The 22927-nt window shown below is 46.5% G+C and carries 24 protein-coding genes; 12 read left to right on the forward strand and 12 right to left on the reverse strand.

The window, feature by feature from the left end; all coding sequences use genetic code 11:
• Window positions 1-76: 76 nt before the first annotated feature.
• The 3 genes from ACRD67_RS14660 to ACRD67_RS14670 form a co-directional block, all read right to left on the reverse strand.
• Window positions 77-532, reverse strand: coding sequence for a GNAT family N-acetyltransferase (locus ACRD67_RS14660; RefSeq protein ID WP_430967959.1), 456 nt, complete (start codon window positions 530-532; stop codon window positions 77-79).
• A gap of 6 nt (window positions 533-538) precedes the next feature.
• Window positions 539-4207: a phosphoribosylformylglycinamidine synthase gene (purL, locus tag ACRD67_RS14665; RefSeq protein ID WP_430967960.1), complete on the reverse strand. Its 3669-nt coding sequence runs from the start codon at window positions 4205-4207 to the stop codon at window positions 539-541.
• Between the two features lie 117 nt (window positions 4208-4324).
• Entirely contained in the window at window positions 4325-5539 is a 1215-nt protein-coding gene (locus ACRD67_RS14670; protein ID WP_430967961.1) for an RsmB/NOP family class I SAM-dependent RNA methyltransferase, read from the reverse strand.
• A 76-nt stretch (window positions 5540-5615) separates the two neighbouring features.
• Between ACRD67_RS14670 and ACRD67_RS14675 the strand changes: the two genes are divergently transcribed.
• The 9 genes from ACRD67_RS14675 to ACRD67_RS14715 all read left to right on the forward strand — a co-directional run bounded on the left by ACRD67_RS14675 (window position 5616) and on the right by ACRD67_RS14715 (window position 12178).
• Entirely contained in the window at window positions 5616-6197 is a 582-nt protein-coding gene (locus ACRD67_RS14675) for an RNA polymerase sigma factor (RefSeq protein ID WP_430967962.1), read from the forward strand.
• Between the two features lie 51 nt (window positions 6198-6248).
• A complete protein-coding gene (locus tag ACRD67_RS14680; protein ID WP_430967963.1) occupies window positions 6249-6569 on the forward strand; it encodes a hypothetical protein in 321 nt (106 codons plus the stop codon).
• A 6-nt stretch (window positions 6570-6575) separates the two neighbouring features.
• Complete coding sequence (locus ACRD67_RS14685) at window positions 6576-7031, forward strand: Spy/CpxP family protein refolding chaperone (RefSeq protein WP_430967964.1); 456 nt, start codon at window positions 6576-6578, stop codon at window positions 7029-7031.
• Window positions 7032-7158: 127 nt separating this feature from the next.
• A complete protein-coding gene (locus ACRD67_RS14690) occupies window positions 7159-7464 on the forward strand; it encodes an EF-hand domain-containing protein (protein ID WP_430967965.1) in 306 nt (101 codons plus the stop codon).
• Window positions 7465-7506: 42 nt separating this feature from the next.
• On the forward strand, window positions 7507-8277 hold the full coding sequence (locus ACRD67_RS14695; protein WP_430967966.1) for a YHYH protein: 771 nt from the start codon (window positions 7507-7509) through the stop codon (window positions 8275-8277).
• Between the two features lie 4 nt (window positions 8278-8281).
• Complete coding sequence (locus tag ACRD67_RS14700; protein WP_430967967.1) at window positions 8282-8845, forward strand: toxin-antitoxin system YwqK family antitoxin; 564 nt, start codon at window positions 8282-8284, stop codon at window positions 8843-8845.
• A complete protein-coding gene (locus ACRD67_RS14705; RefSeq protein WP_430967968.1) occupies window positions 8814-9500 on the forward strand; it encodes an SCO family protein in 687 nt (228 codons plus the stop codon). The genes ACRD67_RS14700 and ACRD67_RS14705 overlap by 32 nt, the downstream gene beginning before the upstream one ends.
• 168 nt (window positions 9501-9668) lie before the next feature.
• The gene (locus ACRD67_RS14710) at window positions 9669-11048 is read left to right on the forward strand and encodes a cytochrome-c peroxidase (RefSeq protein ID WP_430967969.1); all 1380 of its coding nucleotides are present in this window, start codon (window positions 9669-9671) and stop codon (window positions 11046-11048) included.
• Window positions 11049-11149: 101 nt separating this feature from the next.
• A complete protein-coding gene (locus ACRD67_RS14715) occupies window positions 11150-12178 on the forward strand; it encodes a WD40/YVTN/BNR-like repeat-containing protein (RefSeq protein WP_430967970.1) in 1029 nt (342 codons plus the stop codon).
• A gap of 57 nt (window positions 12179-12235) precedes the next feature.
• On the opposite strand, the gene ACRD67_RS14720 is transcribed toward ACRD67_RS14715, so the two are convergent.
• From ACRD67_RS14720 to ACRD67_RS14755, 8 genes are all read right to left on the reverse strand, one after another.
• Window positions 12236-12583 carry a DUF6515 family protein gene (locus ACRD67_RS14720; RefSeq protein ID WP_430967971.1) on the reverse strand — a complete coding sequence of 116 codons (348 nt, stop codon included), beginning with the start codon at window positions 12581-12583 and terminating at the stop codon, window positions 12236-12238.
• A 191-nt stretch (window positions 12584-12774) separates the two neighbouring features.
• A complete protein-coding gene (locus ACRD67_RS14725; RefSeq protein ID WP_430967972.1) occupies window positions 12775-13215 on the reverse strand; it encodes a hypothetical protein in 441 nt (146 codons plus the stop codon).
• Window positions 13205-13720 (reverse strand): hypothetical protein, encoded by a 516-nt coding sequence (locus ACRD67_RS14730; protein ID WP_430967973.1) that lies wholly within the window; start codon window positions 13718-13720, stop codon window positions 13205-13207. The genes ACRD67_RS14725 and ACRD67_RS14730 overlap by 11 nt, the downstream gene beginning before the upstream one ends.
• A 33-nt stretch (window positions 13721-13753) precedes the next feature.
• The gene (locus ACRD67_RS14735) at window positions 13754-14296 is read right to left on the reverse strand and encodes an RNA polymerase sigma factor (protein WP_430967974.1); all 543 of its coding nucleotides are present in this window, start codon (window positions 14294-14296) and stop codon (window positions 13754-13756) included.
• A gap of 57 nt (window positions 14297-14353) precedes the next feature.
• Window positions 14354-16180, reverse strand: coding sequence for an ABC transporter ATP-binding protein (locus ACRD67_RS14740; RefSeq protein WP_430967975.1), 1827 nt, complete (start codon window positions 16178-16180; stop codon window positions 14354-14356).
• On the reverse strand, window positions 16180-17889 hold the full coding sequence (locus ACRD67_RS14745) for a phospho-sugar mutase (RefSeq protein WP_430967976.1): 1710 nt from the start codon (window positions 17887-17889) through the stop codon (window positions 16180-16182). The genes ACRD67_RS14740 and ACRD67_RS14745 overlap by 1 nt, the downstream gene beginning before the upstream one ends.
• Window positions 17890-17919: 30 nt before the next feature.
• Window positions 17920-18894 carry a glycosyltransferase family 2 protein gene (locus ACRD67_RS14750; RefSeq protein ID WP_430967977.1) on the reverse strand — a complete coding sequence of 325 codons (975 nt, stop codon included), beginning with the start codon at window positions 18892-18894 and terminating at the stop codon, window positions 17920-17922.
• A 35-nt stretch (window positions 18895-18929) separates the two neighbouring features.
• Window positions 18930-19457, reverse strand: a complete 528-nt coding sequence (locus ACRD67_RS14755) for a DUF4199 domain-containing protein (RefSeq protein WP_430967978.1) — start codon at window positions 19455-19457, stop codon at window positions 18930-18932.
• Between the two features lie 168 nt (window positions 19458-19625).
• Here ACRD67_RS14755 and ACRD67_RS14760 point away from each other — a divergent pair, with 168 nt between their 5' ends.
• From ACRD67_RS14760 to mtaB, 3 genes are all read left to right on the forward strand, one after another.
• Window positions 19626-19898: a type B 50S ribosomal protein L31 gene (locus ACRD67_RS14760; protein WP_430967979.1), complete on the forward strand. Its 273-nt coding sequence runs from the start codon at window positions 19626-19628 to the stop codon at window positions 19896-19898.
• A gap of 79 nt (window positions 19899-19977) precedes the next feature.
• Window positions 19978-21153 carry a GlmU family protein gene (locus tag ACRD67_RS14765; protein WP_430967980.1) on the forward strand — a complete coding sequence of 392 codons (1176 nt, stop codon included), beginning with the start codon at window positions 19978-19980 and terminating at the stop codon, window positions 21151-21153.
• Between the two features lie 109 nt (window positions 21154-21262).
• Window positions 21263-22591 (forward strand): tRNA (N(6)-L-threonylcarbamoyladenosine(37)-C(2))-methylthiotransferase MtaB, encoded by a 1329-nt coding sequence (mtaB, locus tag ACRD67_RS14770; RefSeq protein ID WP_430967981.1) that lies wholly within the window; start codon window positions 21263-21265, stop codon window positions 22589-22591.
• A 31-nt stretch (window positions 22592-22622) separates the two neighbouring features.
• On the opposite strand, the gene ACRD67_RS14775 is transcribed toward mtaB, so the two are convergent.
• Window positions 22623-22916 carry a GNAT family N-acetyltransferase gene (locus tag ACRD67_RS14775; RefSeq protein ID WP_430967982.1) on the reverse strand — a complete coding sequence of 98 codons (294 nt, stop codon included), beginning with the start codon at window positions 22914-22916 and terminating at the stop codon, window positions 22623-22625.
• Between the last annotated feature and the right edge of the window lie 11 nt (window positions 22917-22927).

The following is a 22927-nucleotide window of genomic DNA, read 5'->3' on the forward strand; positions in this document are numbered from 1 at the left end:
CAATTATCAATTAACAATGGATGGAAGGAGGTCGGCGGTTAACCCTTATTGGTCATCAACACCGAATATCGAATTTTCAGGATAAGTGTAGTTTCATCCCTTCATGCGAGGCTTTAAAACCCAGTTTTTCGTAGAATTTGAGGGCTTCGGGCCTTTTCTTGTCCGTAGTCAATTGCACCACATGTGCCCTGCGTTCCTTTGCCCTCGCAATGGCCCACTCGAACAATTTTTGCCCAATGCCTTTACCCCTGTGGTCCTCATGTACCCGAACGGCTTCGATCTGGGCCCGAATACCGCCCTGATAGGTGAGGTAGGGGATAAGGCTTAATTGTAGCGTTCCGATAATTTGTTGGCCCTCATTTTCCATAACCACCAACTCCTGATTGGGGTCCGCATCGATACGATAAAAAGCTTCATAGTAGGTTTGTGGCAATGGATCCCGGTAATCCTCTCGCAAACGGCCCAGGGGATCGTTAGCCATCATCTCCACTAGGGCAGGGATATCTATTTCGGTTGCTTTTCTGATGATCATACGATGCTACATTTTATTTTTCTCCACCCATTTTTTTGCGTTGACAAAAGCTTCCAACCACGGAGAGACTTCATCCTTTCGTTCTACAGGGTAATGGGCCCAATTCCAAGGGAAGGTAGAACGTTCTATATGCGGCATGGTGACCAAATGTCTTCCTGTGGGGTCACAAAGCATAGCCGTGTTATAATCACTGCCATTCGGGTTGGCAGGATAGCCCTCGTAACCATATTTCGCCACAATGGCATAGTGGTCCTCTGAAAGTGGCAAGCTAAACTTGCCCTCCCCATGGGAAATCCATACTCCAAGGGTATGTCCGGCCAAGGAGGACAGCATTACCGAATGGTTCTCCTGAATTTTGACCGAGGTAAAACTGCTTTCGTGTTTTTGGGAATCGTTATAGGTCATTTTGGGCAGTTGCGCATGATCGGGATTGATAAGGTCCAACTCCAGGAAAAGCTGGCAACCATTACAAATTCCTACGGAGAGGGTATCGGGCCGTGCAAAGAATTTCCGTAGCGCGCTGTTGGCCTTTTCATTGTATTTGAAGGCACCTGCCCATCCTTTGGCACTTCCCAATACGTCCGAATTGGAAAAGCCGCCCACAGCCCCAATAAATTGGATATCCTCCAGGGTTTCCCTCCCTGAGATCAAATCGGTCATATGCACGTCTTTCACATCGAATCCGGCCAAATACATGGCATTGGCCATTTCCCGTTCCGAATTGCTTCCTTTTTCCCTGAGAATGGCCGCCTTGGGTCTGGTGCCTGTTGTTGCCCTTTGGGGCAATTTGCCAGCGAATTGCTTTGGGAAACTATAGCCCAGGGGCTGTTTTTTGTAGTTCTCAAATCGGTCCTGTGCCAGGTTATTTGCAGTTTGCTTGGTATCCAGAAGATATGAAGTTCTATACCAGGTGTCCCGGAGCGACGCAATGTTCAGTCCCATTTCCATACCATGATTTTTAAGCAGCAGTTCTCCCTGGGGAAGTACCTTTCCAATTTTTACAAAATGGATATTGGCCGCCTCCAGCACTTTTTCCATGCTGGCATCCTTGGCCTGAAAAACGATACCGGCATTTTCGGCAAATAGGAGTTTTATGGTATCGGGTTCACGGAGGTCGGAAAGATCCAAGGTCGCACCTAAATCGGTGTCCGCAAAACACAGCTCCAGCAGTGTGGTTATCAAGCCACCAGAGGCTACGTCATGACCTGCCAGGACCTGACCCGATTTGATCAGTTGTTGCATGGTATCGAAGACCCTTTTCACATAAGGGGCATCGGCAACATCGGGAGCCTCGTTTCCGATAGCGTTTAAGACTTGGGCGAAGGAAGATCCGCCAAGCTTGTAAGTGTCTTTCAATAGGCCAATGTAGTAGATGTCGCCCCCCTGCCTTTTCAAAACAGGTTCTACCACTTGGGTGATATCACTGCAGTGGGCTCCCGCAGAGATGATTACGGTTCCAGGTGCTATGACCTCCCCATCCGGATAGCGTTGTTTCATGGATAGGGAATCTTTTCCCGTAGGTACGTTGATGCCCAGGGCTATAGCAAAGTCGGAGACGGCCTCCACGGCCTTGTACAAACGTGCATCTTCCCCTTCGTTCTTGCAGGGCCACATCCAATTCGCCGAAAGGGAAACGGACTGCAGTCCATCTTTTAATGGAGCCCAAACAATATTGGTCAGCGCCTCAACAATACTATTTCGGCTCCCGGCCATGGGGTCTATCAATCCAGAAATGGGCGAATGTCCTATGGAGGTTGCTATGCCCTCCTTGCCTTTAAAATCCATTGCCATGACCCCGCAGTTGTTCAGGGGTAGCTGCAACGGCCCTGCACATTGCTGCTTGGCCACCCTTCCCCCAACACAGCGATCTACCTTGTTGGTAAGCCAGTCCTTGCAGGCCACGGCTTCGAGCTGTAATACCTGGTCCAGGTAATCGTGGAAATGTTCCAGGGCATAGGAGGGAGCGTCATAGGTAGTTGTTACGGAGCGGTCTTCCATGATGGTCTTGGGAGAGCTGCCGAAGATATCGGAAAGTTCCACGTCCATAGGCTTTTTACCCGTGCTAGTGGATTGAAAGGTAAAGCGGTGGTCACCGGTTACCTGGCCCACCTCGTAGATGGGCGATCGCTCCCGTATGGCTACCCGCTGTAACAGATTTTTATGCGCTTCGCCGATGACCAAGCCCATACGTTCTTGGGATTCATTACCGATAATCTCCTTGGCCGAAAGTGTGGGGTCGCCCACGGGAAGTTTGTCCAGATCTATTTTGCCCCCGGTATCCTCCACCAGTTCGGAAAGACAGTTGAGGTGTCCTCCCGCTCCATGGTCGTGGATGGAGACTATGGGGTTTTCCTCACTTTCCACAAGGCCCCGTATAGCGTTCGCGGCTCTTTTTTGCATTTCAGGATTGGAGCGTTGCACCGCATTGAGTTCTATCACCGACCCGAAGGCACCGGTATCTGCACTGGACACCGCGGCACCACCCATGCCAATGCGGTAGTTGTCGCCCCCCAATATCATAATTTTATCACCCTTTTTTGGTGTCTCCTTAAGCGCCTGCTCCGCTCGCCCATAACCTATGCCGCCGGCGAGCATGATCACTTTATCGAAGCCCAGGCGCCTGAGTTCTTGTTGGTGCTCAAAGGTGAGCACGGAACCTGCGATCAGGGGTTGCCCGAATTTATTCCCGAAATCGGATGCGCCGTTGGAAGCTTTTATGAGAATGTCCATCGGAGTTTGGTACAACCACTCCCTTTCTTCCATGCCTTTTTCCCAAGGGCGGTTTTCTTCGAGGCGCGAATAGGAGGTCATATAAACTGCCGTGCCGGCAAGGGGAAGGGATCCCTTTCCGCCTGCGAGTCGATCCCTTATCTCTCCCCCAGACCCGGTAGCCGCGCCGTTAAAAGGCTCTACCGTTGTGGGGAAGTTATGGGTTTCAGCTTTCAGTGAGATGACCGAATCAAATTCGGTCTCCTTGTAATAATCGGGGATGTCCGCACGCTTGGGCGCAAATTGTACGGCCTTGGGGCCTTTAACAAAAGCCACATTGTCCTTGTAAGCCGATACAATGGTGTTTGGATGTTCCTTCGAGGTCCTTTTGATCATTTTAAACAGCGAAGCGGGCATTTCCTTTCCGTCAATAACGAAGGTACCGTTGAATATTTTATGCCTACAATGTTCGGAGTTGACCTGACTAAATCCAAAAACCTCAGAATCCGTCAGTTTTCGATTCATTTTCCGTGCTACTTCTTCCAAGTAGCTAACCTCTTCCGGACTTAAGGCCAGCCCCTCTTGTTTATTATAGACAGCAATGTCGTCGACCTCCAAAATAGGTTCGGGTTCAACATCGATATTGAAAATGTTTTGGGAGAGCCCCTTGTATTTTTGCAAGAGCATGGAATCGAAGTCCATAAAATCGGCTGTTACCGCAGTATATTCCTCGATACGCATAATGCCCACAAGACCCATATTTTGGGTAATCTCCGTGGCGTTGGTACTCCATGGGGTGATCATGGCGGCCCTGGGACCAACAAAAAAGGCGTCCAGAGACGCCGTGTTTATTTTAGGTTGGTTGCCGAACAACCACGTAAGTTTTAAAAAATCTTCCTGTGACAGTTCGGCTTCGGTCTGAACTGCAAAGACCTTGGTGGTTACATCCCCGAAGAAGTGAATCATTGGATCGGTACGTGTTAAGTTTAAGAAAACACAAATTTACACTATTATCCCAAACTATGTACCCGAAAAGAAGGGGCAGTTTCTAACAGTTTTTGCACGGTATTGTTGATTACTTGCCTATGCCTTCCGTTCCAAAAGGGCCATATAAAAGCCATCAAAACCTTGCCGGGAAACGAAAATGTGCTTTTCCTCTGCCAGTTTGAAATCGGCACCGCTCTCCGAGGACAGAAATTGTTTCACCTGCTCGTGATTCTCCTGCGGTAAAATGGAACAAGTGGCATATACCAATTTCCCGCCATCTTTAACCATTTTGCTATAGCTTTGGAGGATTTGCTGTTGGGTCTCGGTAATTTTATCCAAAAACTCGGGTTGTAGTTTCCATTTGGCATCCGGATTTCTGCGTAGTACGCCCAGACCGGTACAAGGGGCATCGATCAGTACCCGATCAGCACTTCCATGCAGTTTTTTTATGACCTTGGTGGAATCTATGGCCCGTGTCTCCACATTATGAGCACCGTTCCGCTTGGCGCGTCTTTTTAGCTCTTTCAGTTTATTGGCATAGATATCCAGTGCGATCACTTGTCCTTTGTTTTCCATGAGCGCTGCCAGGTGCAAGGATTTTCCTCCCGCTCCGGCACAGGCATCCACGACCCGTTGACCGGGTTTTACATCCAACAATCGGGATACTAGTTGCGATGAGGCATCCTGTACTTCGAAAAAACCCTTTTTGAATGCTTCCGTTACAAACACATTGGTCCGTTCCCTTAACTTGAGTGCATCGGGATATCCTTTAATGGAATCGGTCTCAATAGCGTCCTCGCGTAAAAGCTTTACGAGCTCCGCCTTGGTCGTCTTAAGGGTGTTGGTTCGGAGGATTACCTCCGCCGGCTGGTTTAAGGCGTGGATTTCCTTTGTCCAAAGTTCGTTTCCCAGTGCTTTTTCTCCCAAAACATCCAACCAATCGGGAATGGACTCCCTGTACTTCCTGATTTTGGAGAGTTCGTCAAATTTTCCTTTTATTTTTCTGGAAGGGGTGGGCTCTAGCTGCTTCCAATCTGGAAGTGTGATACCGCGCAAAACAGCCCAAACGGCGAACATACGAAACAGATTGGGTCGACTAAAAGGCGGTTTTACCTCTGCAATCTCCATATACAATCGCTTCCAACGAACAATGTCATAGGTGGTTTCGGCAATGAAGGCCCTATCCCGGGAACCCCAACGTTTATCGAACCTCAAAACTTTTTCCACCATCTTGTCGGCATACTTGCCCTCATTGAAAATGAGCTCTAGGGCATTGATGACCGCAAACACTAGATTTCTATGTAATCGCATATCGAAATAAATTCTGGCCGCAAAGGTACCATTTTGAAATCGTTTAAATTATGTAATTTGGCCGTAAAGCTAACCATTGGAAGAAGAGCTCTTTATTGTTGCCCTGAGGCAGGGAGATCAGCGGGCCTACCTTCAATTGCTGGAGGCATATCAGCAAAAGGTGTTTAATACCTGTATCTCTTTTGTGCCCAATGCTGCCGATGCGGAAGATATTGCCCAGGAAGTGTTTATAGAGGTGTTCAATTCAGTTTCCAAATTTAAGGGTGATGCCAAACTTTCTACCTGGATCTATCGCATATCGGTGAACAAGAGCCTGGAGTTCATTAGAAAGAAAAAGGCAAAAAAACGTTTTGGCTTTATGCAGTCCATTCTGGGTAATGATATACCAATAGACAGACGTTCCTATTTCACGGAATTTGACCATCCGGGCATACTCTTGGAGAACAAGGAAAAAAATGAAATACTGTTTAGGGCCATTCATAGCCTACCGGACAGTCAGCGGGTGGTTTTTACCCTGCACAATATCGAAGGCAGAAGTTACAAAGAGGTCGCCGAGGTGACCGGGAAGAGCATTTCATCCGTTGAATCACTTATGTTCAGGGCCAAGAAAAGTTTAAGGCAATTGTTGGAGGCCTATTATAAAAAAGAGGGATTTTAGCGCATGTTTTTGTTGTTAAAGACATCTTAAAACATAAGAACAAACTAATTTATGATGGATCAAGAAAATGTAGAAAAGCAAGTGGAAGAGACCCTGGAAGCTGCTTCCCGAATAGCTCAGGTAAAAGCGCCGCCTTTTTTTAAGGAAGGGGTCCTGAACCGAATGAGAACTGGGAAAGGAGAAGAGGAAAGACCTCTGATACCGTGGTTTACCCCCAAATATCAGGTTGCTGCCCTTATTTGTATTATTATGGTCAATGCCTTTGTCCTGCTTTGGTACGCTTCGGATAATTACGATCAGAGTGTGGCGAATTTTGCCCAGGCCTACGGTATTTCCAACTCGGATAATGATTCTTTTTTTAATGTGAACTAAATAGGTATGAAAAAAAATTTACTTCTATTCATTTTGCTAATTTTCCTGGTGCTGATGAACGGCACCCTGCTCTACCTGTTTTTTAGCAAAGCTCCCGGACGTCCGGCACCCCCTCATTTGTTTATTGTAAAGGAACTGAGGTTTAGTCCATCGCAGATGCAACAGTACGATTCGCTTCAAGATGAATTTGAAAGTGCCATGAGGCCACTTAGGGAAAGGACGCGAACTACTAAGGATGCCTTGTTCAACAGTATTTCCAAAGAAAGGTATGCGGAAAGGGCAATAGATTCCCTGACCTCGATTATAGGCACCTTGGCAAAAGAGGAGGACCAACAGGTGGCCCGTCACTTTAGGGCCATCTACGAACTTTGTGATGAAAAACAAAAGCGCCAGTTTCGAAGAATTCTCAAGGATGCGCTTCATGGTCCTGGGAAAAACGGCCACGGTCCCCCACCAAGATAGCACAAACCAGCCCCCTTGGCAATAAGCATGGCCTTTCACTTTTGTGAAAGGCTTTTTTTTTATAAAACGCAAGTTTTTTTTGGAAAAGGTCTCTAAAGATTCATATAACATTTAAAAGTTTTAAAACATGAAGATTAGGAGTTCCAAATTTGTATTGATACTGGGTCTTTCATCCTTAATGGGGTGTTATACCGCTTGTGGGCAATCCCCGGATGAGAGGAAGGGAAAAAACAAACCTCCAACGGTGGAAGAGCTGTTTGCCAAAATGGATGTGAACGAGGATGGGCAAATTTCAGAGGAGGAATGCAAGGGTCCCTTAAAAAAACATTTTGCCAAGATCGACACCAATGAAGACGGATACCTTTCCAAAGAGGAATTGGAGGACGCGCCCAGATCAAAACGCCCAAAAAAGGGCCCCAAAGGAAAACAATAACTTAAATATTGAATGATGATTGCGAAAACAAAAAACGAATTGATGAAGCTCAAGGTAATCTTACCGGTTTGTTTTGTTATCACGGTACTGATACTTGCCTTTATCTCCTGTAGTAGTGATAGCACGTCCGATGGGGAAGCCGAAGATGACGATGATATTGTGGTCACAGAGCTACACGCTGCTTTTGAGGACTTTGACACCGATAATACGGATATTTATCTAGATGGCTCCAATGTGGTCATTGAGACCAACGGACTCCCCAATCATACGACACCTTATTGGGGTGAGGGGAATGCGCTTTATGTGGAGCCCACAGTGGCAACTGGCCTAACGCCCAGCCTTATTCCCAACTACGATGGTTCTAACACCCTGCGGGTTTCGAGCAGTCCCAACTTGGCAAATACATCCACGTCCACCAACATGGGTGCGATTGGGATATCCGTCAGCGGTGCCGCTATTTTTAATGATCAGGAGGCAAATGGGGCACTGGATGATGCCATCGTCAGTTTGGATTATACAGGAGGGCATATTGGTCCGGCCGAATATCACTATCATTTGGAACCCACGGCCTTTTCGGAAGACGATGAGAACCTGATCGGTATTCTGGCCGACGGATTTTTTATCTACGGCAGAAAGTGCAACTCCACTGGGGATTACCCAACAGATCTTGACGCCTCTGGTGGCCATACCGCAGCCACGCAGCATACTACGGAGGCGGAGTATCATTATCACATAGAAAACGAATTATATCTCAATGCATACTATATCATTTTTCCGGGCGATTATCAGGGTACGCCAAGTAGTATTAACTAAGCTATTGCTCATTCCGGTGCTAATTTTTAGCCTTTTGGGCAATGGGCGGGGATCGGAGGAGCTAGTAATAGCTCCTGTGGAAGTGGCCAAAAACGAATTGACCCTACGACCCAAGTTGGGCAAATGGTTCTATAGGGATAAGGCCTTTACCGGTTATACTATGGTATACCATCCCAATGGGGCTATTGCAGAGCGCGTGGGATACTATCAGGGGAAAAAACAGGGAAGGACCCAGAAATGGTTTGCCGATGGCACCCTTCGCAGGTGGGCAACCTACCATGCAAATCGGTTAAACGGAAGGGTACGAAGTTGGTGGCCCAATGGGGTGTTAAGCATGGAATCCAATTATGTGGATGGAGTGGCCCACGGAGTCCAGAGAAAATGGTACCCCAACGGACAATTGGCCCGACAAACCCGATTGAATCTTGGTAGGGAAGAGGGGATGCAACAGGCTTGGCTGAGGAATGGAAAGCTTTACGCCAACTATGAGGCCAGGGACGGTCGTTTTTTTGGCCTTAAACGTTCAAATTTATGTTATGCATTGGAAGATGAAGTGGTGCAACGGTAATGGCTGTTTCTTGGTGTTCATCGCCTTATGGTCCCTAGCTGCCTGTAAAGACACCAAGGAAACCGAAAAATTGAGTAGGACAGCCCATCTACCGTATTATAGGGATGCATCCTTTAGCCCCCATTGGTTGGAAAAGGACAGCGACACTATCAGGTCCTTTCACCGTATTCCCGATTTTGAATTCGTGAACCAATTGGGCGACACCATTACCCAAGAGACCTTTGGGAATAAAATATATGTGGCCGATTTCTTTTTTACCTCCTGTCCGGGCATATGCCCTAAAATGACGGCCAACATGTCCCTTTTACAGAAGGAATTTATAGCCGATGATGGGGTTTTATTACTATCCCATTCAGTAACCCCGGAAAGGGATTCGGTACCCGTTTTAAAAAGCTATGGGGCAAACAAAGGGGTAGACCCCAACAAATGGCATCTGGTGACCGGGGAACGAAAGCAGATTTACGATTTGGGACGGGATGCCTATTTTGTCGAGGAGGATTTAGGTGTTCCTAAGGATGTAAACGATTTTTTGCATACCGAGAATTTTGTACTTATAGATACGGAAAGGCACATAAGGGGCATTTACAATGGCCTTAATAAAACTGCGATTGCACAGTTGATCGCCGATATAAAGACTTTAAAATCTGAAAACTAAAATGGCAATGAAGCAAGTGGCGTAAGGGCTTCGTTGGGGATAATGTTTTTTTATTTCCAAAGAACACAAGTTTTTTCAGGAGAACACATCTAAAAGAATACAGCAAAAAACAAAAGATGGCAGAAAATTACCTTTCAAAATTTAGTAACCCCGTTAACACGTATTTATATGAAAAGGTATTTTGTTGTCTTCGTTTTTATGGCCCTGTATTCATGCGGGCCCGATGAGGAGTTTGTGGATGTGGATGCCAATCCGGATGAAGTAGTTACCGACCCCACTGATTTGGATGAGGAATTGCTCACAGCTTTGGATGTTGCTTCGGACGGCCTGGGCACCTCTTTCTTTATTTTGCCCTCGGAAACCGATTTGGCCAGCATCCCCCAGGATCCGATGAATCCGCTTACCGCCGAAAAAGTAGCCCTGGGCAAACTTTTGGTGCATGAAACAGCTACTGGTGGGGCACCTAAGACGGCGTCGACCAAATTCACCTATGCCTGTGCTACCTGCCATCCTGTGGCTTCGGGATTTTATGCAGGTGCCAGACAGGGCATCAGCGAGGGCGGTATCGGTTTCGGTCTGGCGGGTGAGGGAAGAAGTGTTGACCCCAATGTACCCTTGGATTCCGTGGATATCCTGCCCATAAAGGTTCCTACGCTGATCAATGTGGCCTATCAGGAAGTGATGTTGTGGAACGGAGCCCTGGGCGGTACGGGAATTAATGAACCGTTTATAAACGTGGGGACCAACGCCACCGATTTGCCCGATAACCTATTGGGCTTTGAAGGTCTGGAAGTACAGGGAATGGCCGGACAGGATGTGCATCGGCTAAAAATTGATCAGGAATTTGCCGAGGCATTCGGGTATACGGAAATGTTTGATGCCGCCTTTCCGGATGTTCCGGTGGGCGAACGGTATTCCCGCCTCACGGGCGCACTTGCCATAGCGGCTTTTAATAGGACCGTCCTGGCCAATCAGGCACCTTGGCAAGAATGGTTGAAAGGGAATTTTGACGCCATGAGCGAACAGGAAAAACGTGGGGCCCTGGTGTTTATGGGCAAGGGCCAATGCGTAAATTGTCATACCGGGCCGTCCTTGAAATCCAACGAATTCCACGCCTTCGGTATGGGCGATCTGATAGGCGATGGAGCCATCATCCTGGACCGGCGGGGTTTTAGAAAGGACGTAACCAGGGGAAGGGGCGCCTTTACGGAAAGGGAGGAGGACAACTTTAAGTTTAAGGTACCCAACCTATACAATTTGGCCGACAATCCTTTTTATGGCCATGGCGGGACCTTTACCAGTATCCTTGAGGTGGTGACCTATAAGAACAATGGGAGAAAACAAAACGATAGGGTGCCTAATTCGCAGTTGGCAGAGGAATTTGGGAACCTAAATTTAACAGATGATGAAATGGCAGATCTGACGGCTTTTCTGGCAAGTGCCCTGCGCGACCCCAATCTGCAACGGTATGTGCCCGAGGAAGTGCTTTCGGGCTTTTGTTTTCCCGCCAATGATGAACTGTCCAAACAAGACTTAGGTTGCGATTAGGGTTTTTGAGGTTGATTTGTGTGTAAAGGGAGGTGGCTTTTTCCCCTCCCTTTTTTTCTTCGCACAACACATTGGTTTGGCAATTATCCCTACTTTTGGACATGCGCATTTTTCTTCCCCTTGTTTTTCTTGTAGTGATGGCCTCCTGCGGTACGCAGGAAGGTAGTCACCATTTTTCTTCGGTCCATATCGAAACGCTTTATACGGATTCCATAGGTATCCGGGCCATTGAACTTATGCCCGGAAGTCTGGCCTTTGCCGCCAATAGGGGTATTTTTGGCTCGGTGGACCTACAAAGTGGTGAAGTGCGTACAAATACGCAGCAATACGACAGCATAACGCCTGCCTTTAGATCTGTGGCCCATACGGCAACGGATTTTTTTATGCTTTCGGTGGGGAATCCTGCCCTTTTGTACAAAACCGGGGATCAGGGACGTATGGAATTGGTCTATACCGAGGAAGGGGAAGGGGTTTTTTACGATTCCATGACCTTTTGGAACGACAACGAAGGTATTGCGCTGGGCGATAGTAGGGAGGGATGTTTGTCCATTCTTATTACAAGGGATGGTGGAACCCGTTGGAAAAAAACGCCCTGCTCAGAGCTTCCCGAAGTCCCGGAAGGGGAGGGGGCTTTTGCGGCCAGCAATACGAATATTGAGGTGGTGGGAGATATGACTTATCTGGTTACGACAAGTAGTACCATCTATATTTCCGAGGATAAGGGGGCAAGCTGGAAGGTGGTAAAAACCCCAATAGTGGCAGATGCCCCAACCCAAGGTATTTATTCCATTGATTTTTACAATGCGGATTTGGGGGTGGTTTTTGGAGGGGATTATACGGACCCGGATAACGCTAAGGCCAATAAGGCCATTACCAAAGATGGGGGACGTAGTTGGCACTTGATAGCAGATGGAGAAACACCTGGATACAAGAGTTGTGTACAATTTGTGCCCCATGCTGGCGGGAACGACATTGTTGCTTTGGGTTTTACCGGGATTTCATACTCCAAGGACATGGGAAAGACCTGGGAGACACTTTCGGAGGAGTCTTTTTATACCATTCGATTTTTGAATGACAGTACAGCCTATGCTGCCGGAAGAGGTCGTATTGCCAAGCTGACCTTCAAATAAAAAAGGGGAGATTGCGAACAACCTCCCCTTTTTTGACCAATTAACCAAACCAAATCACTATACATTAACCACAATGTAGTTTCTTCCTCTTTTCTTGTACCAAACGCCTTTATAGGTATACAGTTTTCTGCCCTTATGGTACACCACGCGGTTTCCCTTGGGTAAAAAGCGTACGGAGACGCCCAGCGGAGCAGCACAGACCACATATTTCCTTCCTTGGGCCCTGTACCAGACCCCGTTGGCAAAATGAAAGCTCGTTCCCCGGTGTACCACCAATTTGGGTTTGTGAATGGTGGTCACCACGGTACCATATGCAGGGTAGATTTTTACTATCCGTTGGGCGCTGATCGAAGCCAAAGTTCCGAACATGGCCAATATGACCATTGCGATTTTTAAATTTTTCATAACCTAAATTTTATTGGTTTATAGTGCTTTGACTCCGAAACCGGAAAAAGGTTTAATAAAAAACTGTCTAAAAAAGTATAACATGTTAAAAATGTCGCATCGAGGGCCCGCCTGCCTTAGGCACGGCGCTCGAACGGACATCGAACTACTTTTTGGACAGCTTTTTTCGAAAATCGTAGGCTTTTAAACCCTTAATTCCCTAGTTTTCTTCTTTTTTGGATCTGTTGTAGGAGTCGTTTCTTAAAATCCTCTTCCGCTTTGATCAATAGGAAGGTCTTTTTGGCCGAAATAATGGTCCCCAACTCGTTGATAAAAGCCACATTCAATTTGTGCTTTTCGGTCTCCAGGGCGATCATCTGTTGCAGGAGTGCATTGGCCTCTCTTTCGGAAAGGGTCCCAAAATCGATTAATTTGCTGCGAATCTCCACACGTTCCTTCCTGCGTAGCGCCGCCTTTTTATCCTCATGGGCGTTGTAAATGGGCCAGAAAGCCTGGGCTTCCTTGGAGGTCAAATCCAAACGTTCTGTAATAAAGGCCACTTTAAGTGTCTTTATCCGTTCCCCTTGCTGCCCAAAGCACATGGACGTACCGAGCAAAACAAGGAACAACACTATTTTGTTTTTAATATGCATCTTCAATAAGGTTTAGGTCTTCCAGATCATCAATATGATCATCCAAATATTCAATTATGCTTTCCTCATTCAGCTGATCTTCCAGGACATCATTGAGTTCAAGTTGATCGAGCAGGAGTACATCGGCAAGTTCAGCGGAGGTCATGTCAAATTCATTGTCCTCAAAATACGCTTCAATGTCCGAATTTGCCAAATCGTCCCAGCCAACTCCCTGAGGACTCTTGGGTTGCAACGTAAAAACCAACACCGCTATTGCAGCTACCGATGCTGCAATGTAATAGTACTTCCTATAAGAGCGCAGCTGTACCACCTTGGTTTCCGATGGATTTACCTTTTCCGCCAATTTGGCATCAAGTCCTTCGAAATACCCTTCAGGCACTTTAAACCCTTCCTTCTTGGGCAATGCGGGCCCTTCTTCGGACAGGCGATCCGAAAGTCGGTCGGCAAAACCTTCAAAGTACCCATCGGGTGTTTTAAACGGTTCTTTTTTATTGCTTTTTTTCATGTGTATAATTTGACCCTCAATATATTAAAAGGTTTAGTCTTCGGTTAAATAGGCCTCCAATTTTTTTACCGCCAGATGGTAGGACGCTTTTAACCCTCCTACCGTGGTGTCCAATATTTCGGAAATCTCCTCGTATTTCAGTTCCTCAAAGTACTTCATATTGAACACCAGTTTCTGTTTCTCCGGAAGTTGGGCAATTGCTTTTTGCAACCGCAGTTGGATCTCATCGCCCTCAAAATACACATCGGCCTGCAATTTGTCGGTCATCCGCTGGTGCAGATCCCCATCGCTTATCCCCAATTTTTTTGACTTCACCTTTAAAAAGGTAAGGGATTCGTTGGTAGCGATCCTGTACATCCAGGAAAACAACTTACTGTCGCCCTTAAACCCATCGATATTCCGAAACACCTTGATAAAGGTATTTTGGAGCACATCATCCGTATCATCATGGTCCAGAACAATCCTCCGAATATGCCAGTATAACCGCTCCTTATAGGTGTTTACCAGCACCTCAAAGGCCTTTGCCCGGGTATCCGGTTGTTGCAATTGATGTACTAAAGTTGCTTCGGTAATCAACGTAATTTGGCTTAATTATTTTAAATAAGACCCACTTTATGGCAAAAGGTTTAACTCCTAGGCGTCCAAAGACTGCATCGCCACCAACTTCTTATAGACCTTATTGGCCGCCAATAACTCGTCATGGGTGCCCTGTTCCACGATTTTGCCCTTTTGCAGTACCACAATGGTGTCCGCTTTTTGGATGGTGGACAATCTGTGGGCGATAACGATGGAGGTGCGGTTGCGCATCATATTTTCCAAGGCGTCCTGCACCAAGCGCTCACTTTCGGTATCGAGCGCGGAAGTAGCCTCGTCCAGGATCATGATGGGCGGATTCTTCAATACGGCCCGGGCAATGGAAAGCCGTTGTTTTTGCCCCCCACTAAGTTTAGTGCCTCCATCCCCAATATTGAAGTCGTAGCCCCCTTCGAGTTCCATAATAAACTCATGGGCATTGGCAATTTTGGCGGCAGCCTGGATCTCCTCGTCGGTCGCGTCACTTTTTCCCAACCCAATGTTGTTCCTGACCGTATCATTGAACAAAATGGAATCCTGGGTGACCAGACCCATCATATCCCTAAGCGATTTTTTGGTAAGATCTCGTATATCTTGTCCGTCGATTTTTATACTGCCCTTGCTAACATCGTAAAAACGGGTAATCAAATTGGCTATGGTACTTTTTCCGCTTCCCGACTGCCCTACCAGGGCCACCGTATGCCCTTTGGGGACAGAAAGTGTAAAATCCTTTAGTACATATTCGTTCTCATATTTGAATGCTATGTTTTCCAGCAGGATGCCGGTATCCAATCCGGATTTTATAAGTGCGTTTTCCTTTTCAACAATGGGGTTTTCGGTTTCCAGGATTTCCAGGACCCGCTCGGCCGCCGCATTGCCCTTTTTAACGCCATAGGACGCCTTACTAATGGCCTTGGCCGGGGTAAGGATGTTATAGGCAAGGCCCATGTAGGCAATAAAGGAAGAAGCATCCAAGGTCTTGTCTACCAACACCATCTTGCCACCAAACCAAAGCAGGACGCCTATCACTAGGATACCAAGGAATTCCCCTGTGGGTGACGCCAAGTTCTGCCGATTCAACAGTTTGTTGGAGAACCTAAAAAACCGATCCGTGGAACTTTTGAAGACATGGTAAAATCGCGACTCCGCGTTAAAGGCCTTAATGACCCTGAGTCCGCCCAAAGTCTCCTCTACAATGGACAAAAACTCACCTTGTTCCCGTTGCACCCGATCAGATTTCTTTTTTAAGGATTTTCCTATACGGGAAATAATCATCCCTGCGATGGGAATGAAGATAAATACAAATAGGGTGAGTTTGGCGCTGATGCCGAACATGATCAAGATGGTGAAGAGTATGGTCAATGGCTCCCTTACAATAAGTTCCAAAACGGAAAGAAAGGAATGCTGGATCTCCAACACATCGGAAGTTATACGGGCGATTACATCGCCCTTTCGTTTTTCGGAAAAGTAGGATATGGGCAAGTCCACGATTTTTTGGTACATGCGGTTCCTAACATCCTTTAGTACCCCGTTCCTCAAAAAGGTAATGAAGTACATGGCGAGGTAGTTGAAGAAATTTTTGAGTAAAAACAACACCAACACCAGTCCAATGACCAAGACAAGACCTTTCATGGCATCATCGCCGGAGTATTGGGTAACGCGATAATTGATATAATCCTGCAGGTAGTCCTTTAAATGCCCAAGATTGGTGTATTGCGGGGCCGTCCGTATTTTCACATCCTGTTTGAAAAGGACATCCAGCATGGGAATCAGGGCGGCAAAGGAGAGCGCGCTGAACAGCGCATACAGAATATTAAAAAAGATGTTGAGATAACCGTACCTACGATAGGGTAGGGCAAAACGAAGGATTTTCTTGAAATAATCCATTAAACGAGTTTCAGTTCAGCGAGAATGCGGTTTATTTTACCCTCCAATAGACGTTCTACCTGCTCAAAATCCGCTACCCGTTCCAAGGGCGCATTAACGCTGAAATAGAATTTTATTTTGGGTTCGGTACCACTGGGGCGTGCCGCCATCCGGGTGCCATCTTCTGTGCTGTAGATGAGTACGTTCGATTTTGGAATTGTTATGGCTCTTTCTTCTCCTGTGACCCTATTTTTTGCCACAGAGGTGTTGTAGTCTTCTACCCAAACCACCTTGGAACCGTCTAGTGCACCGATTGGGTTTTCACGGAAATCGACCATCATCTGCTTTATTTCCTCCGCCCCGCTCATGCCCTTTTTGGTAAGGGAAATCAATTTTTCCTTATAAAAACCATAATCCACATAGGACTGGAGCAGCTCCAGGTAAAACGAGCTCCCTCGAGCCTTGGCATCGGCCGCTATTTCGCATGCCAAGAGTGTTGCTGTCACGGCATCCTTGTCCCTTACAAAATCGCCCACCATAAAACCAAAGCTCTCTTCGCCGCCCCCGACAAAATGTTGGTCGGGAAAATCCTTGATCATTTTGGCAATCCATTTAAATCCGGTCAGTGCAATTTTACATTCCACGCCGTAGGCGGCCGCCATTTGATCCATCATGGGAGTGGAAACGATGGTGGATGCAATAAACTCGTTCCCCTTGAATCCCTTTTCCTTTTGCCGGTCCAGTAAAAATTTGGTCATGAGGACCATGGTCTGGTTGCCGTTGAGCAATTCTAGCTTTCCATCATGGTTCCTCACCGCGATACCCAAGCGGTCGCTGTCCGGGTCGGTGCCTACCACCATGTCGGCCCCAATGTCTTCCGCTTTTTTGATGGCCAGGGCAAGGGCTTCCGGTTCTTCCGGATTGGGCGATGCTACGGTAGGGAAGTTACCGTCAGGGACCGCCTGTTCCTCAATAATGGTGACATTTGTATAGCCGGCCCTTTTCAACACCTCGGGTATGGCCGTTATGGAAGTGCCGTGCAGAGAGGTAAATACTACTGAAAAGTTGTCTTTTTCCCTGGCACCAAAACTTCCGTTGGCCACGGAGGCTTCCAAAAAAGCTTCATCAACGGTCTTATCTATTAATTCTATGAGGTCCGGTGCCGCATCAAAATTAACGTCGCTATAATCCAGGGCGTTGATTTCATCTATGATCTCGTTATCCTGCGGGGGGACAATCTGTCCGCCATCGGTCCAATACACTTTGTACCCGTTGTATTCCGGAGGATTATGGGAGGCCGTTAGTACAATACCGGCATGACAGTTAAGCTCCTTTACTGCGAACGAGAGTTCGGGTGTTGTCCTGAGTTCGGAGAACAGAAAAACCTTTATCCCGTTCGCTGCAAAAACCTCGGCCACCGTTCTGGCCAAAGTATCGCTATTGTGACGGCAGTCATAAGCAATGACCACTTTGATCTGCTGCCCGCCATAGGTCTTTTTTAGATAGTTGCTAAGTCCCTGGGTGTTTTTCCCCAGGGTATATTTGTTGATTCTATTGGTACCCACGCCCATGATACCACGCATACCTCCGGTGCCGAAGTCAAGGCTCCGATAAAATCGATCTTTGAGTTCTTCAATATCGGTTTCCAATAATTGGGATACTTCTTTTTGGGTATCGGCATCAAAGGTGTCCGTGAGCCAGGTCTTGGCGGTATCTATAACTGGGTCCATAGTGGGAAGAGGATTAGCTTTGGGCCAAAATTACGAAGAATATTGTTTTTCACTTGCCCTGAGGTTTATTTCTTCTGAAATTTCATACCGCTTTTGGTCTTTTCTGGAACGCACCATGATCTCGCCCAAAAAACCGGCTAAAAAAAGCTGCGTTCCCATGATCATGGCCGTAAGTGAAATAAAGAATTGCGGCCGGTCTGTGATCAAACGCCCGGTAGGATTTAAGAAGAGTTTGTCTATACCCAAATAAAGGGCAAAGCCAAAGCCAATGAGCGACATGACTACTCCAAGGGCCCCAAAGAGGTGCATAGGGCGCCTTCCAAATTTGGAAACGAACCAGATGGTGATGAGGTCCAAAAAACCGTTGATAAATCGCTCCATACCAAATTTGGTTTTGCCGTATTTTCTCGCCTGATGCTGTACCACTTTCTCGTCAATTTTTGTGAACCCTGCACTTTTTACCAGAACGGGAATATAACGGTGCATTTCACCAGAAACTTCAATGGTCTTGATTACCTGCTTTCGATAGGCCTTTAACCCACAATTAAAATCATGCAACTTGACCCCCGAGGTTTTCCTCGCTGCCCAATTGAACAGCTTTGAGGGGATATTTTTAGTGATTATGGCATCATAGCGCTTCTTTTTCCATCCGGAAATCAGGTCGAACCTTTCTTCGGTTATCAGCGCGTAAAGCGCCGGAATTTCCTCAGGGTTGTCCTGTAGGTCGGCGTCCATGGTCACGACTACTTCGCCGGTGGCTGCCTTAAAACCGGCATGCAGGGCTTGCGATTTTCCAAAGTTTTTCAGAAAACGAATTCCCTTTACATTTGGGTTTTCCCGGGAAAGTTGTGAAACAACCTCCCATGAGTCGTCCGTGCTCCCGTCATCGATAAAAAGAATCTCGTATAAAAAATGATTGGATTGCATCACCTGTACAATCCAATCATGTAGTTCTTTAAGCGATTCTTCTTCGTTCAGTAAAGGAATTACTATGGATAAATTCATTGAATACTTCTGAGAAATCTACCCAAAAGTACAAATTACTTAAGAGTTTCGTCCTTTTTTTTGATTACCAATGTTGGAATTAGGGACAATAGGAATCCGAAGATTACGCTGAAAAGCAGACCAAAGGTAACTTGCCAAAAGGGTGTGGAGAACTGCTTTTGCCCATCCAATTGGGCCTCAATTTGGTCCGAAGTGAGTTTCCCGCTCTCCATGAGCTGGCCCTTCTGGTATTCCAGGGCCTTTTGCACGGTATCGGGATCCAACACATTGGTGATCAACAGATTAAAAATAATCCCAACGATACCGCCTATCAGACAGATACCTACCCCGATTTTTAGGCCTTGTCCAAAGGACATAAGTCCGTTATTGGCTTTTTTAAACTGAACCATGCCAATAATGATGAGGGTAAGCATTAACAAAACGCTCACCACAAAGATGGGGATACCGCCCTGATAGTGCATATCCAAGGCGAACAGCATTAGCCCGAAGACGACATTGACCGCGCCCAGTATAAGCCCAAAGGTCATGGCATACTTTCCGGTTTTTGGTTGATTTTCTTCCATTTTACAAGGGTTTTAAGGTTGTTTGTTTCATTAGTTACAAGATGCAGGGTTTTGTTACAATGAAAACCGTTATTTTTTATTTCTATTTTTTGGCAATTAAATTGTTCATTAAAGAAAAAACCGTAAATTTGCACGGCTAAAAATTTAGAAAAGAAAAAGTTTTCCAAGATGAGAAAAGGCATACACCCAGAGAATTATAGATTGGTGGCATTTAAGGATATGTCCAACGACGATGTTTTTATAACAAAGTCCACAGCGAATACCAAGGAGACCTTGGAGGTAGATGGTGTGGAATATCCTTTGGTTAAATTGGAAATTTCCAGAACCTCTCACCCTTACTACACCGGTAAGGCTAAATTGGTAGATACTGCAGGACGTATCGATAAGTTTAAGAGCAAATACAAGAAATTTGCCAAGGATACCAAAACAGAGGAAGAATAATAATTATATGCTTCGATAAAATAACGCCCTCGATGATCATCGAGGGCGTTATTTTTTTAATTTTATTCAAAATCCGACCATGAACTATATTCTATTTGATGGAAGCGTGCGCAAGGCACTTCTACCTTTTACCTATACCCGACCGGTAGCGGATATTAGAATTGGAATATTGACCATCCGGGAGAAGTGGGAAAACCATCTTCAATTGAAAACAAGCACCCTCACCGAGGACTATCTTTCCGCTAAATACCCCCTTGTGGAAAAGGAGGAAAATGTCTTGATCAATGCGTCCTATTTACCTACTGAGGCTTTGGTAGCACAGGTGAAACAGTTAAAGGAGAACGAGGCCATTTTTCATGAGGGAACACTGGTTGCCTGTTATGCCCGGAAGGCCGAGGTGAAAACCGATTATTCGGATAACCATACCATCACCTTCAAGGAAGAGGTATTTCGCCTGCAGCACACCTGGGATATCTTTTCCAAAAATGGGGAGGCCATAAAAGCCGATTTTGATCTGATTACCCGGGGCCGAAAAAGTGCTCCAATTTCCAAAACCAATAAGTTGATCCGGCCAGACCAAATTTTTCTTGAGGAGGGAGCCGAGGTGGAATACAGTATTTTAAATGCCTCCGAAGGACCTATCTACTTGGGACGGAACACCTTGGTCATGGAGGGCAATATGATCAGGGGAGGTTTTGCACTTTGTGAAAATGCTGTCGTCAAAATGGGCGCCAAGATTTATGGGCCAACCACAGTGGGCCCCTATGGAAAAGTCTGTGGGGAGATCAATAATTCGGTCATCTTTGGATATTCCAGCAAGGGCCATGACGGATATCTGGGGAATTCGGTGTTGGGGGAATGGTGCAATATTGGCGCCGATTCCAACAATTCCAACCTTAAAAACAACTATGCCAAGGTACGCCTATGGAATTACGAAACCGAGAAGTTTGATCATACCGGACTACAGTTCTGTGGCCTTATGATGGGCGACCACAGTAAAACGGCCATCAATACGATGTTCAATACGGGAACGGTAATCGGAGTCAATGTCAATGTATACGTCCCTGGCTTTCCCCGGAATTTTATCCCCAGTTTTAGTTGGGGTGGGGCATCGGGTTTTTCTACCTATTCCACCAAAAAAGCTTTTGAGGCCGCCGAGGTAATGATGGCACGCCGCAATGTGGTATTCGATGACAAGGAGGCTGCGATTCTTGAGCACGTCTTTGAAACGTCCAAAAAATGGCGGAACGAGTAGTTTTCCCTGGAGCTGCTCGATGGTCGCTAGCCCGTAAACACTGCACACTTTATACTTCCACCATAAGTTGGTATATTTGCAGTCCCAAAAACAGGATTACCGAATTGAGATGAAAAAAAAGGTCGCATTTTACACGTTGGGATGTAAGCTGAACTTCTCGGAAACCTCTACCATTGCCAGAGGGTTTACGGAAGAGGGGTTTGAACGTGTGCCGTTCTCCGAACCGGCCGACATGTATGTGATCAACACCTGTTCGGTGACCGAAAATGCCGATAAACGTTTTAAGACTGTCGTAAAGCAGGCGCAGAAGTCCAATCCAAAGGCTTTTGTGGCCGCTATAGGATGTTATGCCCAGTTAAAACCGGAGGAACTTGCGGCCGTGGGCGGAGTAGATCTGGTCTTGGGGGCGACGGAAAAATTCAAGATTACCGATTATATCAACGACCTTTCCAAGAACGATTTTGGGGAGGTACATTCCTGTGAAATAGAAGAAGCCGATTTTTATGTGGGCAGTTATGCCATCGGTGATCGCACCCGGGCTTTTTTAAAGGTACAGGACGGATGTGACTATAAGTGTACCTATTGTACAATTCCCCTTGCTAGGGGAATATCACGCAGCGACACATTATCGAATGTGTTGGAAAATGCAGCGCAGATCGCGGCACAGGACATCAAGGAAATAGTACTTACTGGGGTCAACATAGGCGATTACGGAAAAGGGGAGTTTGGGAACAAAAAGCACGAGCACACCTTTTTGGATTTGGTCAGGGCGCTTGATCAGGTCCAGGGGATACACCGCCTACGAATTTCTTCCATAGAGCCCAATTTGCTAAAGAACGAAACCATAGATTTTGTTGCGGGCAGCAAAACATTTGTGCCCCACTTTCATATTCCCCTACAAAGTGGTAGCGATACCGTACTTGGACTTATGCGAAGACGTTATCGGAAAGATCTGTACGTAGATAGGGTACACCATATAAAACAGACCATGCCCCATGCCTGTATCGGGGTGGATGTCATTGTAGGTTTCCCGGGCGAGACGGAAGCACATTTTTTGGAAACCTATCACTTTCTTCAGGAATTGGATGTTTCCTATTTGCATGTCTTTACCTATTCTGAACGGGACAATACCCTGGCCACTTCCATGCCAGGAGCTGTACCCAAAAATATTAGGAGCAAACGCAGCAGGATGCTGCGAGGGCTATCCGCAAAAAAACGTAGGGCTTTCTACGAGGGTCAATTGGGTAGCGAACGGACCGTACTTTTTGAGGGAGAAAACAAGGAAGGGTACATCCATGGCTTTACGGAAAACTACATAAAGGTAAAGGCTCCATGGGACCCCAAGCTTGTGAATACACTGCACAAGGTGCAGCTAAGCGAGATTGGGGAAGATGGAGTAGTGCGATTTCAATGGATGGCCGAAGCCGTCAAGGCATAAAAAAACCTCTCGAAGGAGAGGTTGAAGATCGTTAGATTCGGATTCCGACCGGAAGCATTTCCTTATACTGTCGGTTCTTTCTCAAAAAACCAGCTATCTGGGGGCTGGTTGGAACAACCCGTAGGTTTTTCTCTTGAATCTGGTGAAGTACCCCTTTGATAAAGTCCTCTTTGAAACTTTCGTCGGTGATTTCTTCCGGAATGACCAGCTTGGTCAAAAAGACCTTGCGCTCCTGGGAAGAATACTCAATCTTAGCTAAATGTCCATCAACCCTAGTTTCAAATTGGCGCAAGAAACTATTGTCCTTAATTTCTACTTCATTCATATAGTTTGATT

This window comes from Eudoraea algarum (assembly GCF_050589645.1).
In the GTDB taxonomy this organism is placed as follows: domain Bacteria; phylum Bacteroidota; class Bacteroidia; order Flavobacteriales; family Flavobacteriaceae; genus JBNGOQ01.

Excerpts from the sequence above, each read along its gene's own strand:
- purL (WP_430967960.1), bottom strand. The coding sequence starts at position 4,207 with ATGATTCACTTCTTCGGGGATGTAACCACCAAGGTCTTTGCAGTTCAG.
- ACRD67_RS14695 (WP_430967966.1), top strand. The coding sequence starts at position 7,507 with ATGAAGCTCAAGGTAATCTTACCGGTTTGTTTTGTTATCACGGTACTG.
- mtaB (WP_430967981.1), top strand. The coding sequence starts at position 21,263 with ATGAAAAAAAAGGTCGCATTTTACACGTTGGGATGTAAGCTGAACTTC.
- ACRD67_RS14745 (WP_430967976.1), bottom strand. The coding sequence starts at position 17,889 with ATGGACCCAGTTATAGATACCGCCAAGACCTGGCTCACGGACACCTTT.
- ACRD67_RS14690 (WP_430967965.1), top strand. The coding sequence starts at position 7,159 with ATGAAGATTAGGAGTTCCAAATTTGTATTGATACTGGGTCTTTCATCC.
- ACRD67_RS14680 (WP_430967963.1), top strand. The coding sequence starts at position 6,249 with ATGATGGATCAAGAAAATGTAGAAAAGCAAGTGGAAGAGACCCTGGAA.
- ACRD67_RS14765 (WP_430967980.1), top strand. The coding sequence starts at position 19,978 with ATGAACTATATTCTATTTGATGGAAGCGTGCGCAAGGCACTTCTACCT.
- ACRD67_RS14755 (WP_430967978.1), bottom strand. The coding sequence starts at position 19,457 with ATGGAAGAAAATCAACCAAAAACCGGAAAGTATGCCATGACCTTTGGG.
- ACRD67_RS14725 (WP_430967972.1), bottom strand. The coding sequence starts at position 13,215 with ATGCATATTAAAAACAAAATAGTGTTGTTCCTTGTTTTGCTCGGTACG.
- ACRD67_RS14685 (WP_430967964.1), top strand. The coding sequence starts at position 6,576 with ATGAAAAAAAATTTACTTCTATTCATTTTGCTAATTTTCCTGGTGCTG.
- ACRD67_RS14760 (WP_430967979.1), top strand. The coding sequence starts at position 19,626 with ATGAGAAAAGGCATACACCCAGAGAATTATAGATTGGTGGCATTTAAG.
- ACRD67_RS14750 (WP_430967977.1), bottom strand. The coding sequence starts at position 18,894 with ATGAATTTATCCATAGTAATTCCTTTACTGAACGAAGAAGAATCGCTT.
- ACRD67_RS14775 (WP_430967982.1), bottom strand. The coding sequence starts at position 22,916 with ATGAATGAAGTAGAAATTAAGGACAATAGTTTCTTGCGCCAATTTGAA.
- ACRD67_RS14730 (WP_430967973.1), bottom strand. The coding sequence starts at position 13,720 with ATGAAAAAAAGCAATAAAAAAGAACCGTTTAAAACACCCGATGGGTAC.
- ACRD67_RS14715 (WP_430967970.1), top strand. The coding sequence starts at position 11,150 with ATGCGCATTTTTCTTCCCCTTGTTTTTCTTGTAGTGATGGCCTCCTGC.
- ACRD67_RS14705 (WP_430967968.1), top strand. The coding sequence starts at position 8,814 with ATGCATTGGAAGATGAAGTGGTGCAACGGTAATGGCTGTTTCTTGGTG.
- ACRD67_RS14710 (WP_430967969.1), top strand. The coding sequence starts at position 9,669 with ATGAAAAGGTATTTTGTTGTCTTCGTTTTTATGGCCCTGTATTCATGC.
- ACRD67_RS14720 (WP_430967971.1), bottom strand. The coding sequence starts at position 12,583 with ATGAAAAATTTAAAAATCGCAATGGTCATATTGGCCATGTTCGGAACT.
- ACRD67_RS14670 (WP_430967961.1), bottom strand. The coding sequence starts at position 5,539 with ATGCGATTACATAGAAATCTAGTGTTTGCGGTCATCAATGCCCTAGAG.
- ACRD67_RS14660 (WP_430967959.1), bottom strand. The coding sequence starts at position 532 with ATGATCATCAGAAAAGCAACCGAAATAGATATCCCTGCCCTAGTGGAG.
- ACRD67_RS14740 (WP_430967975.1), bottom strand. The coding sequence starts at position 16,180 with ATGGATTATTTCAAGAAAATCCTTCGTTTTGCCCTACCCTATCGTAGG.